Below are 15,663 nucleotides of genomic sequence, written 5' to 3'. Positions count from 1 at the left end.
TTTAGTTCTGGTGATACCTTTTTTTAAAAAGGTGGATGATACGGGGTGTCTTTGCTAATCTGCTCCCGCTCATTCATGTAATGCTTATAGAGCATCGATGCATTGACAAATTGCTTACTAATCGAAGCATATTGAATAGACAGTTCAATCTGTTTATTATTTTTCAAAGTGACGATACAGCCTATTTTACTTGGTACAACATTGGCAATGGCGTGAAGTCCAATCCAAATATTGTGGATAGAGTTTGGAGAATACGTTGGTAGAAAAATACAAGGATACCCATAATCATAAGCAACAACGATTGGAAGTTTATGTTGATTGCCGAAAAAGCGTTTGGCGGAATGTCTTGCTGCTTCATAGGTTGTTCCTAGTGAAATACAAGATTTTCGTAATATATGCATTGGTTTCCGTGTGACGATCAGTTCATTATGCTTATCAATTACCCGCGTGAAAATTTTAGAGTCATACTGAACCGGCTGAAGTAAATAGGTGTTGAAAGACATTAAATATCCGTTGACGTAGTTTGCTGACATGTATGTAAGCCCCCTTTTTCTATTTGTTATTGAAGTGTAAAATACAAAACGAAATTCAGAAAATATAGATAAAACAAAAAAAGCGTTGATATATCAAGCAATTGCATAGAGAAATTGCGTGAAATTTCACGAGATTAATAGTAAATCGAAATGATTTTCAGTTCTTTAACATTGCATTTTAATTTCAATTTTCATATAATTTAGAAAAGGATCGAGGTGAGATTCGTTGGATAAATATTATTCGTATACAGATTTTCTAAAAGCCGTTGGTCAGACAAAGAAAGTTGATGAGGCAGAGAAATTATTAAACGAGATTTATTTAGATTTATTTTTAAATCATATCCAGCGTAAGCATCGTGAAGAGCAGCTCATGGTTCTGATAGATAGAGCACTCGACGAAAAAGATGAAAAGGCATTTCATCTATACGCAACCGAACTAGTAGCTTTACACCAAGTAGCAAGTGAATAATATGATGAGCCCGCTCTCCGCTTATTGGAGGGCGGGATTTTTTTGCTATATTTGCAACGTTGATGATTGAATATCCGTAGTGAGGCAGGAATCAAAACTTCGTGGAATCTGAGCAGTTCTATGGCTAGCCAGAGCGAATTCTTCATCCCATCTGAACGTTTCTCCTCTAATGTAATGCATTTACATCTTCCTAACTCGATTAGCTAACATTTGGAAAGGGTAATCTATTTATAGATAGGCTGTCATTCGCCGTGAGGTCTTAACTTCGCTGAAAGAAGTTGAATATTTCATTACATACGTTCTATCTAGATTATCTTAAATATAACAAACGAAAAAATATTTACAAACATTCGTTCGTTAAATGTTCGAAATTTTAATAATGCTATGCTAAAATATATGTACAAATTGGAAGGAAAGGACGGGGACATGTGTGCAAACATTTGATTTACAAGCGCCATATACGCCTGGTGGAGATCAGCCACAGGCAATTGCGGAATTAGTGGAGGGTGTACGTGCAGGTAAACGACATCAAACATTGCTCGGTGCAACCGGAACAGGAAAAACGTTTACGATTTCTAATGTCATTAAACAGGTCAAAAAGCCGACACTTATTATGGCGCACAACAAAACACTAGCGGGTCAATTATATAGTGAGTTTAAAGAGTTCTTCCCTAATAATGCAGTTGAATACTTTGTCAGCTACTATGATTACTTTCAGCCAGAGGCATATGTACCGCAGACGGATACTTATATCGAGAAGGATTCAAGCATTAATGATGAAATTGATAAATTGCGTCACTCTGCAACATCTGCATTATTCGAGCGTGATGATGTCATTATTATTGCATCCGTGTCCTGTATATATGGTCTAGGTTCTCCAGAAGAATATCGTGAAATGGTCGTATCGGTGCGGACTGGAATGGAAATTGAACGTAATCAGTTGCTTCGAAAATTGGTCGATGTTCAGTATGAGCGTAATGATGTGAGCTTTACACGTGGGACGTTCCGGGTACGTGGCGATGTGGTGGAAATATTCCCGGCATCTCGTGATGAGCATTGTATCCGCGTGGAGTTTTTTGGGGACGAGATTGATCGAATCCGCGAAGTAGATGCGTTAACTGGTGAAATATTAGCGGAGCGTGATCATGTAGCTATTTTCCCAGCATCCCACTTCGTAACTCGAGAAGAAAAAATGCTAAAAGCCATTGAAAATATTGAAAAAGAGTTGGAGGAGCGTTTAGCTCTTTTACGTGCAGAGGATAGATTATTGGAGGCGCAGCGTTTAGAGCAACGCACTCGCTACGATTTAGAAATGATGCGCGAAATGGGCTTTTGCTCAGGTATCGAAAACTACTCGCGTCATTTAACATTGCGTGAAGCGGGGGCAACGCCATATACACTACTAGACTATTTCCCTGATGATTTTTTACTTGTTGTCGATGAAAGTCACGTTACTTTACCACAAGTTCGAGGGATGTATAACGGTGACCAAGCTCGTAAAGGTGTGCTAGTTGAGCATGGCTTCCGTTTGCCATCAGCACTAGATAACCGCCCTTTACGTTTTGAAGAATTTGAGAAACATATACATCAAGCTATTTATGTATCAGCAACACCAGGACCGTATGAGCTGGAGCATTCGCCAGAAATGGTACAGCAAATTATTCGTCCAACAGGACTTCTAGATCCACAAATTGACGTACGTCCTATTGAAGGGCAAATTGATGATTTAATCGATGAGATTCAAGGGCGTATTGCTCGTGATGAACGAGTGCTCGTTACAACATTGACGAAAAAAATGTCAGAGGATTTATCAGCTTATTTGAAAGAAATGGGCTTAAAGGTGGAGTACTTGCATTCAGAGATTAAGACGCTAGAGCGGATTGAAATTATTCGCGAGCTGCGTAAAGGTACTTATGATGTTCTAATCGGCATTAACTTATTGCGAGAAGGGTTAGATATTCCTGAGGTTTCGCTTGTGGCTATTTTAGATGCTGACAAGGAAGGATTTTTACGTTCAGAGCGTTCACTCATTCAAACAATTGGTCGTGCGGCGCGTAATGCTAATGGTCATGTCATTATGTACGCAGATAATATGACTGATTCGATGAAAAAGGCGATTGAGGAAACGAAGCGTCGTCGAACACTACAAATGGCGTATAACGAAGAGCACGGTATTACACCGACAACGATTGTTAAGAAAATTCCTGATGTTATTCGTGCGACACAGGTGGCAGAGGAAGAAGAGTCTTATGTAACGAAGGCAACAAAAGGTAAGAAACTGACGAAGGCGGAAAGAGAGCAATTACTTGCTACTCTAGAAGTAGAAATGAAGGAAGCGGCAAAAGCACTCGATTTCGAACGTGCTGCTGAGCTGCGCGATACAATATTTGAATTGAAAGTAGAAGGGTGAATGGCTTGTGAAAAATACTGAAATAGTCGTGCAAGGCGCACGAGCACATAATTTAAAAAATATCAATGTCACAATTCCACGCGATCAATTAGTCGTGCTAACAGGTTTATCGGGCTCAGGGAAATCATCATTAGCGTTTGATACGATTTATGCAGAGGGACAACGTCGCTATGTAGAATCCCTTTCAGCCTATGCCCGTCAATTTCTTGGTCAAATGGATAAACCAGATGTCGATGCCATAGAGGGATTATCCCCTGCTATTTCTATCGATCAAAAAACGACGAGCCGTAACCCACGTTCTACAGTTGGGACAGTAACGGAAATCTATGATTATTTGCGTTTGCTATTTGCGCGCATCGGTAAACCTATTTGTCCGAATCATGGTATTGAGATTACGTCCCAAACGATTGAGCAAATGGTCGATCGTTTATTAACTTATCCAGAAAGAACGAAAATGCAGTTACTTGCTCCAATGGTGTCAGGGCGTAAAGGAACGCACGTAAAGTTACTGGAAGATTTAAAAAAGCAAGGCTTTGTTCGAGTACGTATTGACGGTGAGTTACGTGATTTAGATGATGCAATTGAACTCGATAAAAATAAAAAGCATTCAATAGAAGTAGTCATCGATCGTGTTGTGATGAAGGAAGGTGTCGCGGCGCGTCTTAGTGATTCTTTAGAGACAGCATTACGTTTGGCAGATGGGCGTGTACTTGTTGATGTGATGGAGCATGAGGAATTATTATTTAGTGAGCATCATGCTTGTCCATTATGTGGATTTTCAATCGGTGAGCTAGAGCCTCGCATGTTTTCATTTAATAGTCCATTTGGAGCTTGTCCGAGCTGTGATGGTTTAGGCTCGACACAAGAGGTAGATCTTGATTTGGTAGTGCCTGATTGGGATCGTAGTCTATTAGAGCATGCTATAGCACCGTGGGAACCAACAAGCTCTCAATACTACCCACAATTATTAAAGGCTGTGTGCGATCATTATGATATCCCAATGGACGTCCCAGTAAAGGATCTTCCAAAAGAAAAGATGGATAAGATTTTATATGGTTCTGGTAAAGATAAAATCCACTTCCATTATGAAAATGAGTTTGGCAATGTGCGAGATCAAATGATTGAATTCGAAGGTGTTGTACGTAATGTGGAGCGTCGTTTTAAAGAGACAACGTCTGATTACGTACGTGAACAAATGGAAAAATATATGGCGCAGCAAGCATGTCCTTCTTGTAAAGGTTATCGCTTAAAGCCTGAAACATTAGCTGTAAAACTAGCAGATAAGCATATCGGTGAAGTTACACAGTATTCGATTCAGGAAGCCGATTCATTTTTCAAAGAGCTTGATTTATCAGAAAAGGATATGAAAATTGCTCGACTTGTCTTACGCGAAATTGAAGAACGACTGGGCTTCCTTGTTAATGTAGGGTTAGATTATTTAACGTTAAGTCGAGCAGCGGGAACACTTTCTGGGGGAGAAGCTCAACGAATTCGCCTTGCAACACAAATCGGCTCGCGCTTAACGGGTGTCCTCTATATTTTAGACGAGCCATCAATCGGCTTGCATCAACGTGATAATGACCGTCTTATTAGCACGCTGCAAAATATGCGTGATATCGGCAATACGCTTATTGTTGTCGAGCATGATGAAGATACGATGCTGGCGGCAGATTATCTTATTGATGTTGGTCCTGGTGCAGGTGTGCACGGTGGCCAAATTGTAGCGGCGGGAACACCACAGGAAGTAATGGAAAATGAAAAGTCATTGACGGGGCAATATTTAAGTGGCAAGAAGTTTATTCCACTACCAATAGAGCGACGCAAACCGAATGGGCGCAAATTATCGATTAAAGGTGCCAAAGAAAATAATCTTAGAAATGTGAAGGTTGATGTACCACTTGGTTTATTCGTAGCCGTAACAGGGGTTTCAGGGTCAGGTAAATCAACGCTTATAAATGAAATTCTATATAAGTCATTAGCTCAAAAACTTAATCGTTCAAAGGTGAAGCCAGGCGAACATAAAGAAGTAACAGGAATCGATGAGCTCGAAAAGGTTATTGATATTGACCAATCACCAATCGGCCGTACACCGCGCTCAAATCCAGCTACGTATACAGGCGTTTTTGATGATATTCGAGATGTATTTGCAACAACAAATGAAGCGAAGGTACGAGGCTATAAAAAAGGTCGCTTTAGCTTCAACGTTAAGGGAGGCCGCTGTGAGGCCTGTCGTGGTGACGGTATTATAAAAATTGAAATGCATTTCCTACCAGATGTTTACGTGCCATGTGAAGTCTGTCATGGGAAGCGTTATAACCGTGAAACGCTTGAAGTGAAATATAAAGATAAGAGCATTGCGGATATTTTAGATATGACGATTGAAAACGCAGTAGTATTCTTCGAAAATATTCCGAAAATCCAACGTAAGCTACAAACGATCGTGGATGTAGGATTAGGCTATATGAAATTAGGACAACCTGCAACAACTCTATCCGGTGGTGAGGCACAGCGTGTAAAATTAGCCTCTGAATTACACCGTCGTTCAACAGGTAAATCATTCTATATTTTAGACGAGCCGACAACAGGCTTACATGCGCATGATATTGCACGTTTACTCGTAGTTCTACAACGTCTTGTAGAAAATGGCGATTCTGTGCTAGTAATCGAACATAATTTAGATGTCATCAAAACAGCAGACTACATTATCGACTTAGGTCCTGAAGGTGGAGACAAAGGTGGTACTATTGTTGCGACAGGTACACCAGAAGAAGTCGTTGAAGTAAGTGGATCGTATACAGGGAAATATTTAAAACCGATATTAACAAGAGATCGTCTGCGTATGGAAGCTGTTTTAGCAAAGGCTTCTCAATAACTATAAAAAGTTCGCAAACTCCCTAAGGGGAGTTGCGAACTTTTTTTGCTTGCACGAAGGCAGATATCAATAAAAATTAAAAGTTGGATGATAAAAGTTGAAGGTGTATCGATAAAATTCAAAACTTGGGCGATAATACTTAAAAGTGTTCCGATAAAATTCAAAAGTTGGATGATATTAAGTTAAAATGTACGTCATGTGGATAGGTTGATAGGAGTGGAGGATGAACAACTCCTTGGGAATTAGCGTCAGCAACAAAGCGCCCAGCTGGAACGGAAATCAACCCCACACTTATGGTAATGAGCCTAAAAAGATATATACCCAATATTTTCATTTTTATGGTGAAACTTTTCACAAGATGAATCGTATAAATAATATAACGAACTGAGGGAGGCTATTTTAATTATGCAAAATGAACGTCAACGAATTTTAGAACTTGTGGAAAAAGGAACAATTTCAGCGCAAGAGGCGATTACATTATTAGAAGCATTAGAGCAACCTAGCAAGTCCACTCAAAATGTTATGAATGATGTGTCAAATGAGGACCAGCATTCCTCAACAGAAAAAGAGTCAGTATTTGAAAATGAAAGTCACAAAGATGAACAACCGCAAAAAGATGAAGATTTCTCTAAATATTTCCAAGAAGAAATGCGAGATTTCCGTAAAGATTTAACACAAATCGGTTCACTTTTTATGGACATGATGAATACGGCAGTAAAAAAGGTCAAAGAATTTGATGTTACTTCTCCATTTGGTGATAAATTTGAGTTTACACATACGGAAGAAGTTGCAGCTGAACATGTAGATAAAATAATTGCTGAATTACCGAATGGCAATTTTTCATTAGAAACTGCTGAAGGAGATAGCTTCCAAGTCATTTGCAAAGTAAAGGCACCTCTTGTTAATGACAGTGAAGACGAAACACGTGCTAATTTCCTAGAGCAATTCGTTGTTAAAGAAGACGGAGATTCACTACGAATTTTAAGTCAACTAAAGCTTGTTCAAGTAAATGTTAAAGTACTTGTTCCAAAGGATAAATTAGAAAAATTATCAGTACGATTAATGAACGGTAGCGTTACATTACAAGATACGGATTTTGAGCAATTAAAAGTAAAGACATTAAACGGTGCGATTAAAGGCTCTAAGTTTAACTTTGGAAAGGCAGAAGTGGATTCTTCTAATGGTTCGATTGAATTAACAAATGTTCGTGGTAAAGATTTAGAGGCTGAAACATTGAATGGCCGTGTCTATATAGATGGCGCATTGGATGAAGTTGAAGCAAAATCGGTTAATGGACATGTTGTTGTTACAACTTGCTCTACTAATTCATCGAAAATAAAAGCACAAACAGTAGCAGGAGCCGTTGAATTGTATGTGCCACGTACAATATCGTTAAGCGGTAAAATTGTTACGAATTTTGGTAAAGTAGATGTTGGTATTCAAGATGTCTCAAAAATTGAATCACAGGATCAATTTTTATCAAAAGTAGTACGTTTTGATAAAGAAGTAGAGAATGCTAATCGTCTATTCATCGAAGGTGAGTCTAAAACAGGCGCAGTTCTTGTACGCTATACAACAACTGACGAGCAGCAAATTTAAATAACAAATAACAAAAGCATTCAGGCTAAGCTAAACAGCGTAGCTTGAATGCTTTTTTAGTGCTTGAAACATAAGAAGAACAGAAATCGACTTTCCTCTTTTGGGCTCGATTTCTGTTTTTTTATTTGTCGATTTTATGTTACTTTTTTGCAATCAAATAACGAAATAACAAGAACTACCACGTAATGAAATGAAACTGTAATAAAAAAGGGAGAAATAGAGTGCTATAATAGTTAACGAAATACCTCTTACAGGGTAAGAGATTTAGGTGGTTTAAATATGATAGAAATGAAAAATGTGACAAAGAAGTATCCAAATGGCGTTGTTGCGACAAATGGGCTTTCCGTTAACATAAAGCAAGGTGAATTTGTCTATGTTGTAGGTCCAAGTGGTGCAGGTAAATCGACTTTCATTAAATTAATGTACCGCGAGGAAAAAGCAACTTCGGGAGAAATCACTGTTAATGGTATAAATTTAGCAGAATTGAAAAATAAAAAGGTACCTTATTTACGTCGTCAAATTGGGGTTGTTTTCCAAGATTTCAAGCTACTACCTCGTTTGAGCGTTTATGAAAATGTAGCGTTTGCACTTGAGGTAATCGAGGAAGACCCAATAGAAATTCGCCGTCGTGTAATGGAAGTTTTAGAGCTCGTGGGACTGAAGCAAAAGGCAAGAATGTTCCCTAATGAACTTTCAGGTGGCGAACAGCAACGTGTTTCGATTGCACGTTCTATTGTGAATGTGCCGAAGGTAGTTATTGCGGATGAACCTACTGGGAATCTAGACCCTGAGACATCTTGGGAAATTATGAATTTATTCGAGGAAATTAATGCGAGAGGTACAACTATTGTAATGGCAACCCATAACCGTGAAATCGTAAATACGATTCGCCGTCGAGTAATTGCAATTGAAGGCGGAATGATTGTCCGTGATGAGCATGGAGGTGACTACGGTTATGAAGTTTAATACGGTAAAACGTCACTTCCGAGAAAGTTTTAAGTCTCTTGGCCGTAATAGCTGGATGACTATTGCCTCAGTGAGTGCAGTAACAGTTACATTAATATTAGTAGGCGTATTCGCGCTTATTATGATGAATTTAAATAAAGTAGCATCTGATTTAGAGAACGATGTAGAAATTAAAGTGTTAATCGATGAAACAGCAGATAAAGCTGCTGAAAAAGCGCTCATGGAAAAAATAAAGAAATTACCAGATGTCGCAGAGATGAACTATTCGACTAAAGAAAATGAATTAACGAAATTAGTAAAAGATTTTGGGGACGATTTTAAATTATTTGAGCAAAGCAATCCATTACGTAATGTCATTTATGTGAAGGCTTCCGATCCTCAGCAAACAGCTACTGTTGCTAAAAAAATTGAAAAATTTGAGTATACATATGACGTTATGTATGGTGAAGGCAAAGTAGAAAAACTGTTTAACTTTTTAAATATTAGCCGCAACGTAGGTATAGTGCTTATTTTAGGATTATTATTTACAGCGATTTTCTTAATTTCTAATACGATTCGAATTACCATTATTGCACGCGGTGATGAAATAGAAATTATGAAACTTGTTGGAGCGTCGAATTCATTCGTGCGTATCCCATTTTTATTAGAAGGAATGTGGCTCGGAATTTTAGGTTCTATTATTCCGATTGCGGTCATTGCAACCCTTTACCACAATGTATATAAAATTATTGCGCCTCGATTAAAGGGCGAACTTGTTCAAGTACTTGATTTCTCACCTCTTGTGTACCAAGTAAGCGGTCTACTATTACTCATCGGTATACTAATTGGTATTTGGGGAAGTTTCATGTCAGTACGTAAGTTTTTAAAAATCTAGTTTTCGTAAGGCTTTAAAAACGAAATTCAAAAAAAATAATAGTCGAAAAGGAGTTCAATAGGTGAAAAGTATGGCGAAAAACTCATTGAAAACACTTGCTGCAGCATCTGCACTATTTCTTTTTATCCAAACTCCATCAGCGTATGCAACTAGTTTATCGGATTTAAAAGATGAAAAAAAACAAATTGAATCAAAGAAAGATGGCTTAAATTCATCCATCAATAATAAAACAAATGCTATTAATGCAAATGAAAACAAGCAACAAAAATTATTAGATCAAATTCAAACATTAAATGCTGAAATTGATAAAACGAATGGCAATATCAAAAATGTGAAGTCGGAAATTCAATCTACAAATGCAGAAATAAAAACATTAGAAGATTCTATTGCGGAGCTTTTGCGCAAAATTGAAGAGCGTGATTTATTGTTAGAGGATCGTGCCCGTGCCATTCAGGCAGGTGGTTCCGTTAGCTATTTAGACGTGTTACTTAGTTCTAATAGCTTCGTAGATTTTATCGATCGATTCTCTGCTGTTAATGCATTGCTTGAAGCGGATCGACAAATTATCCAGGATCAAAAAGATGACAAGCAAAAATTAGAGGAACAAAAGCAAGTCTTAGAAAGTAAACGTCAAAAGCTCGAAGATAAAAAAGCTGAGCTTGATCGTTTAAAAGCATCATTGGATGGACAGAAAGCTGAGAAAAATAAATTAGTTGATCAATTAGAAAAAGAGCAAGAAAAGCTGAAATCAGAAAAAGTATTGCTTGAGAAAGAATATTCTGAGGCCCTTGAGGTTAGTGCAGAATTACAACAAAAAATCATCGATGAACAAAATCGATTAGCTGAAATTGCTCGTCAACAAGAAGCGAAACGTAAGGCAGCCGCTGCTGCCGCAGCTAAGGCAGCTAATTCAAGCAATAGTGGTGGTGGATCAGGATCAGGATCAGGATCTTCAACAGTGGATGCACCACAATCGAATGGTACATGGATTAAGCCAACAAATGGTCGTTTAACATCACCTTATGGCTGGCGTAATATTGGTGCAGGTCCAGAATTCCACTATGGAGTCGATCTTGCAAATAGTACAGGTACTCCAATTTGGGCAGCTGCTGACGGTGTTGTTGCCTATGCTGCACCACTTAGCACGTATGGTAATGTTGTTATCATTACACATTCTATCAATGGCGAAATTTATACAACAGTATATGCACACTTAAATTCTTTCAATGTTAGTGTTGGTTCAGAGGTATCCCAAGGTCAGCAAATTGCAACAATGGGTATGACTGGACGCGTAACAGGACCACACTTACACTTCGAAGTGCATATTGGCGCTTGGCGTGGACAAGCAGTCGGTAGTGTAAACCCGTTGAAATATATTCCAGTATAAAAATATTGAAAGCTATACATTAGGATTATGCTAATGTATAGCTTTTTTATATTTCTATTAAAGTTCTATAATATTGATTGGGTATCGACATATCAAGATGAAAGTGAATGTTCGGCACTTCTACCAAAAAAGATTTGTTAGTCAAGATTGGGTAATGTCAATAAACAGAGGAAGATTGGCAGTCAGTCAGCGCAAAATTTTGGGAATCTTCACATTGTGCGCTTAGAAATGATTAAGGCTGATAGAAAAAGGCAAAGTGACGGATAGAACGTCAACTAAGTTCATGTAGGGAAGAGCTTTCTGAATAATGTTTGGGAAAGCAACATAATATGCTCATCTCGATTATTGAAATTAAAAATATGCTCATCTGTAGAACCTTGTACTTATTTTATTAGCAGATGCATAATTTGGAAGCCATTTTCCTAGTATGCCATCATTTTATGTAATATATTTGTAGTATGAATACCTAGATGGGTATTTCAATTGAATTGTTTATCCAGAGTCTATTCTTTGCATGTTTCAGGGAGATTTTTTGAACACGGTGTGAAATGACAGTTCATATAAAGATTATATGCTATGCTGAAACTATCTTTTCTTATGGAGGATTTATTAGGTGAATAATACAGAATGGTTCTCTATTCGGACACTAACATTACCGGCAACAGCTGTCGCTCTTCTTGTGGCTTTTATCATTGTATGGCTAGTTTTACGGATACAATTTCCGAAGAAATGGTCGGAGGTATATGGTGACGCAGTCTTTACCTTTATTCTCGTTTGGAAATTTAGCATAATTGTCACTGATTTTAAAGCAGTTATTGCTCAACCAGTTGCGCTCCTTTATTTCAATGGTGGAACAATTGGTGTTTTATTAGGGGTAATAGCGGCATCGTTACAGCTTTTGTGGAAGCGGCAAAAATTGCAATTTGACGCAACTGGAATCGCTGCTTGTGGTTGGGCAATCATTTTAACGCAATCGATCTATCAATGGCTTGTAGTGTTACTAAATGATAATCAAGCAAATAGCGAAATGATTACTTTACTTGTGCTAAGTATACTAACAATCCTCATATTATGGAAAATAACAGCTATCAATCGCGCATTATTTTTATATACGATTGGTCTAATGATTGTTGCTCTCTTTCAACCACATGGTTTATGGCAACCGGCTGTTGGGGTGAGCATCATATTATTGATAGTAGGTATTGCGATTCAGCGCTTGGCTGGACTGTCTAAATGATGCTGTTCAAAGAGAAAGTACTGAATTATTGGGAGGTACGGAATGAAAAAAAATATTGGGCTGCTTATCGTCGTGTTATTAGTAGCCGCGATGATTGGTACATATGTTAAACAGCAGATTGAGAAGGATCGTGAAATTGAAACAGCTTCTCTGGGGAAAGAAATGGATGAACGAAAGATTGGTTTAAACAATGGAGATACGCCACCGGATTTTACTTTAACAAGTTTGGATGGTAAAAATGTCACATTGAGTGAGCTTCGTGGAAAAAAAGTCGTGTTAAACTTTTGGGCAACATGGTGTCCACCGTGTAAGGCAGAAATGCCACATATGCAAAATTATTATGAACAATATGCTAAAAAAGATAATGTAGAAATAATAGCTGTCAATTTAACAAGTGAAGAACGAGATGTTACGGATGACGCAAAAATAGATTCTGTGATGACATTTAGAGATAGCTTTGATTTAACATTTCCTATTTTGCTGGATCAAGACCCGAAAAAATCAGTCGGCATTGCCTATCAAATATTAACGATTCCTACAACCTATTTTATTGATTCAAATGGATATATTCGACGTGCTATTAAAGGGCCAATGAATGTGGAAATGTTAAAACAATATGTAGATGCATTAGACTAATAAAATAAATCAAAAAATCTGCTCGTTTTCTCGAAGAAACGAAGCAGATTTTTTTACGTGAATATTCCCTCGTTTATAAAACGCCATGATTCGTGCATAGATATTCGTGAAAAGAAGAAAAATACCCGCGATTGGGGATAGAATTACCCACGGAATGGAAGGAAATACCCTCAATGTCGATAGAATACTCACACTAAAAATGCAAATATCCGAGACACACAATAGAATACTCGTAAAATATAAATCATAGAATTCAACAAATTATTTTGAAGATTAATCTTGTATGTTTGAAAAATTAAATTCATACAGTAGAAGAGACGGAGGAGGGAAGGTTTGCGCAAAATAATGGCTGGTGTCGGCGTACTTGCTAGTAGTCTATTGCTAGGTAGCGGAATTTATTTTGACTGGTTTAATTTAGGGGATAAAAAGGAGCCGGTCGTAGCAGAGGTCGATTCGATTAATGAAGCGTTGAATTTAATTGAGGAAAAATCTGTATACAGTACGAAAAAGGATGCATTAGTGGAGGGGGCACTTCGTGGTATGGCAGATGCTATTAAGGACCCTTACAGCACCTATTATTCGAAGGAAGAGGCTGAACAACACCGACAAATGTTAGCCGAGGAAAGAGTGGGCATTGGGATTGAGCTATCTGAAAATAACGGAAAATTTATTGTTGTGTCTCCAGTCCGTTCGTCCCCAGCAGATAAAGCAGGAATGCGCTCTCTCGATGAAATTGTACAAGTTGATGGCGTTCGAGTAGATGGTAAAAAGATGAGTGAACTAATGCAATTAATTCAAGGAGAGAAGGGGACGAAAGTAACTATTGTCGTCTATCGTCCAAGTGAAGATAAACATATTAAAATGACGATGGAACGAGCGGCAATTTCCAATAAAACAGTAACGAGCGAAGTAGTGAACGTAGAAGATACTCCGATAGGTTATGTGGAAATTTCACTATTTGGTGAGAAAACGGCCAATGAATGGGTTGCTGAAACGAGTAAATTGCTTCGAAAAGATATAAAAGGGTTAGTAATTGATGTGCGAGATAATCCAGGTGGTTATTTACATAGCGTCGCAGCGCTACTAAGCACAGTATTAGAGAAAGGCAAAGTGTTTGCCTATATGCAAAATGCTGAAGGTGCTATGGAACCATTAAAAACAGAATCAAAAAGTTTCGATGAAAAATATTTACAAGAAATGTACAAAATACCGATTGTGGTGTTACAGAATGCGGGCAGTGCATCTGCTAGTGAAGTACTTAGTGGCGCTTTAAAAAGCTGGGGACGTGCTTCTCTTGTTGGTGTCAAGAGTTTTGGAAAGGGTACAGTACAGGAGTCGTGGTCTCTGAAAAATGGTGGAGAGCTTAAACTGTCCACAAATAAATGGCTGACACCAAAGCGCGAATGGATTCATGGCCAAGGTATTGAGGCTAATTTAGTTATTGAACAAAATGAATTATTTGCTTTCCAAATGCACCCACTATCAGGGAAGTTTAAAGAGGGCGACATGAGTGAGGAAATTGCTTATACGCAAAATGCTTTAAAAAAGCTAGGCTATAAAATTGCTCGTTTAGATGGTTACTTAGATGAATCGACGGCGGAGGCTGTTAAGCTTTATCGAGAGGATAAGAAATTGAATCAGGCAGAAGCTAATATTTCTCTAGACACTACCTTCTTTAACAGCTTGAACGAAACGTTGAAAAAATACAAAGAGGACCGTCAAAATGATTTACAGTTCCAAATGGCGACAAGCTTTTTATTGCACAATATTGAAGAATAAATAATAGTAGGGTAATGACTGGGGAATGTAGACCGGTAAAAGGATTTATTTTTGATATTTCACTTATGTATCCCCATGTTTCGCTAATTGTAGCTTTATAATTAAGTTTGATTAAATTAATGTTAGTAACCTTGATAGGGAAACATATTAAAAGAGCGTGTTTTGAAAAAATTGATCAAAACATGCTTTTTTTTAATGTGATAGATTAAGTGATCTATATACCTTGTTTACTAAAGCCCTCATTATCTTAAAAAGGAAATGTAAAAATGATTATCTTTTGACTCTAATAGGAGTGGTAATATCGTGTTGCAGCATTCGATTGGGTCGGGAATTTGAATCGAAATGTTATTAGAGCTTAATCCTTCTTTACCGTGGATTCCGGATGCGACGCAATTATGCCAAGGCATAATTGATTGTCCATTCTTTTATGTCACAGACTTATTTTGTTTATTTTTTAATAGAAATTATGAAGAAATAATATTTTAGATAACAATATATACTTCAGATTGTAAGTCTAATATTAAATTGTTTTCTTAATTATTATATAGGAAGTTTCTCGATGAAGTGAAAAACTATAATTTTTTTTTAGAAATAGTATTGACCTTCTTAAAATATGGGTGTAATATTATACAAGTCGTTAAGATAACTACTGAAAAACAACTAAATTAGTTGTTGACGTAGAGTTTGCGACATGATATTATATAAAAGTTGCTGTTGAAGAAACGGCGACGAAATGAACCTTGAAAACTGAACAAGCAAAACGTAATCAATAAAGTTTTTAGTAGCTAACCTTGAGTTGGCGAACAAAACAAAATTTTGGACATCAAACATGATGCCAGCAAAACAATTTGAGCTAATCAAATTTCTTTTATGGAGAGTTTGATCCTGGCTCAGGACGAAC

General features: G+C 37.6%; 11 protein-coding genes. 10 read left to right on the top strand and 1 reads right to left on the bottom strand.

Features of this window, described 5'->3' with window-relative positions; all coding sequences use genetic code 11:
• Positions 1–23 precede the first annotated feature (23 nt).
• Positions 24–533 carry a competence protein ComK gene (locus ACFVT8_RS18765; RefSeq protein ID WP_387083728.1) on the bottom strand — a complete coding sequence of 170 codons (510 nt, stop codon included), beginning with the start codon at positions 531–533 and terminating at the stop codon, positions 24–26.
• A 226-nt stretch (positions 534–759) separates the two neighbouring features.
• Here ACFVT8_RS18765 and ACFVT8_RS18760 point away from each other — a divergent pair, with 226 nt between their 5' ends.
• The 10 genes from ACFVT8_RS18760 to ACFVT8_RS18715 all read left to right on the top strand — a co-directional run bounded on the left by ACFVT8_RS18760 (position 760) and on the right by ACFVT8_RS18715 (position 14,762).
• Positions 760–1,002, top strand: coding sequence for an IDEAL domain-containing protein (locus ACFVT8_RS18760; protein ID WP_387083727.1), 243 nt, complete (start codon positions 760–762; stop codon positions 1,000–1,002).
• A 430-nt stretch (positions 1,003–1,432) separates the two neighbouring features.
• Positions 1,433–3,412 (top strand): excinuclease ABC subunit UvrB, encoded by a 1,980-nt coding sequence (gene uvrB / locus ACFVT8_RS18755; protein ID WP_387083726.1) that lies wholly within the window; start codon positions 1,433–1,435, stop codon positions 3,410–3,412.
• A 7-nt stretch (positions 3,413–3,419) separates the two neighbouring features.
• On the top strand, positions 3,420–6,284 hold the full coding sequence (gene uvrA / locus ACFVT8_RS18750) for an excinuclease ABC subunit UvrA (RefSeq protein WP_387083725.1): 2,865 nt from the start codon (positions 3,420–3,422) through the stop codon (positions 6,282–6,284).
• 405 nt (positions 6,285–6,689) lie between these two features.
• Entirely contained in the window at positions 6,690–7,883 is a 1,194-nt protein-coding gene (locus tag ACFVT8_RS18745) for a DUF4097 family beta strand repeat-containing protein (protein WP_387083724.1), read from the top strand.
• A gap of 279 nt (positions 7,884–8,162) precedes the next feature.
• Positions 8,163–8,849, top strand: coding sequence for a cell division ATP-binding protein FtsE (ftsE, locus tag ACFVT8_RS18740; protein WP_387083723.1), 687 nt, complete (start codon positions 8,163–8,165; stop codon positions 8,847–8,849).
• On the top strand, positions 8,839–9,723 hold the full coding sequence (gene ftsX, locus ACFVT8_RS18735) for a permease-like cell division protein FtsX (protein WP_387083722.1): 885 nt from the start codon (positions 8,839–8,841) through the stop codon (positions 9,721–9,723). The genes ftsE and ftsX overlap by 11 nt, the downstream gene beginning before the upstream one ends.
• 61 nt (positions 9,724–9,784) lie before the next feature.
• The gene (locus tag ACFVT8_RS18730) at positions 9,785–11,110 is read left to right on the top strand and encodes a murein hydrolase activator EnvC family protein (RefSeq protein WP_387083721.1); all 1,326 of its coding nucleotides are present in this window, start codon (positions 9,785–9,787) and stop codon (positions 11,108–11,110) included.
• 613 nt (positions 11,111–11,723) lie between these two features.
• Complete coding sequence (locus ACFVT8_RS18725; RefSeq protein ID WP_387083720.1) at positions 11,724–12,347, top strand: hypothetical protein; 624 nt, start codon at positions 11,724–11,726, stop codon at positions 12,345–12,347.
• 42 nt (positions 12,348–12,389) lie between these two features.
• Positions 12,390–12,983 (top strand): redoxin domain-containing protein, encoded by a 594-nt coding sequence (locus ACFVT8_RS18720; protein WP_387083719.1) that lies wholly within the window; start codon positions 12,390–12,392, stop codon positions 12,981–12,983.
• Positions 12,984–13,316: 333 nt separating this feature from the next.
• Positions 13,317–14,762, top strand: a complete 1,446-nt coding sequence (locus ACFVT8_RS18715; RefSeq protein ID WP_387083718.1) for a S41 family peptidase — start codon at positions 13,317–13,319, stop codon at positions 14,760–14,762.
• Positions 14,763–15,663: the final 901 nt, after the last annotated feature.

The sequence above is a fragment of the Lysinibacillus sp. NPDC058147 genome (assembly GCF_042884205.1).
Taxonomy (GTDB): domain Bacteria; phylum Bacillota; class Bacilli; order Bacillales_A; family Planococcaceae; genus Lysinibacillus.
This window is presented reverse-complemented; position numbering and strand designations above follow the sequence as displayed.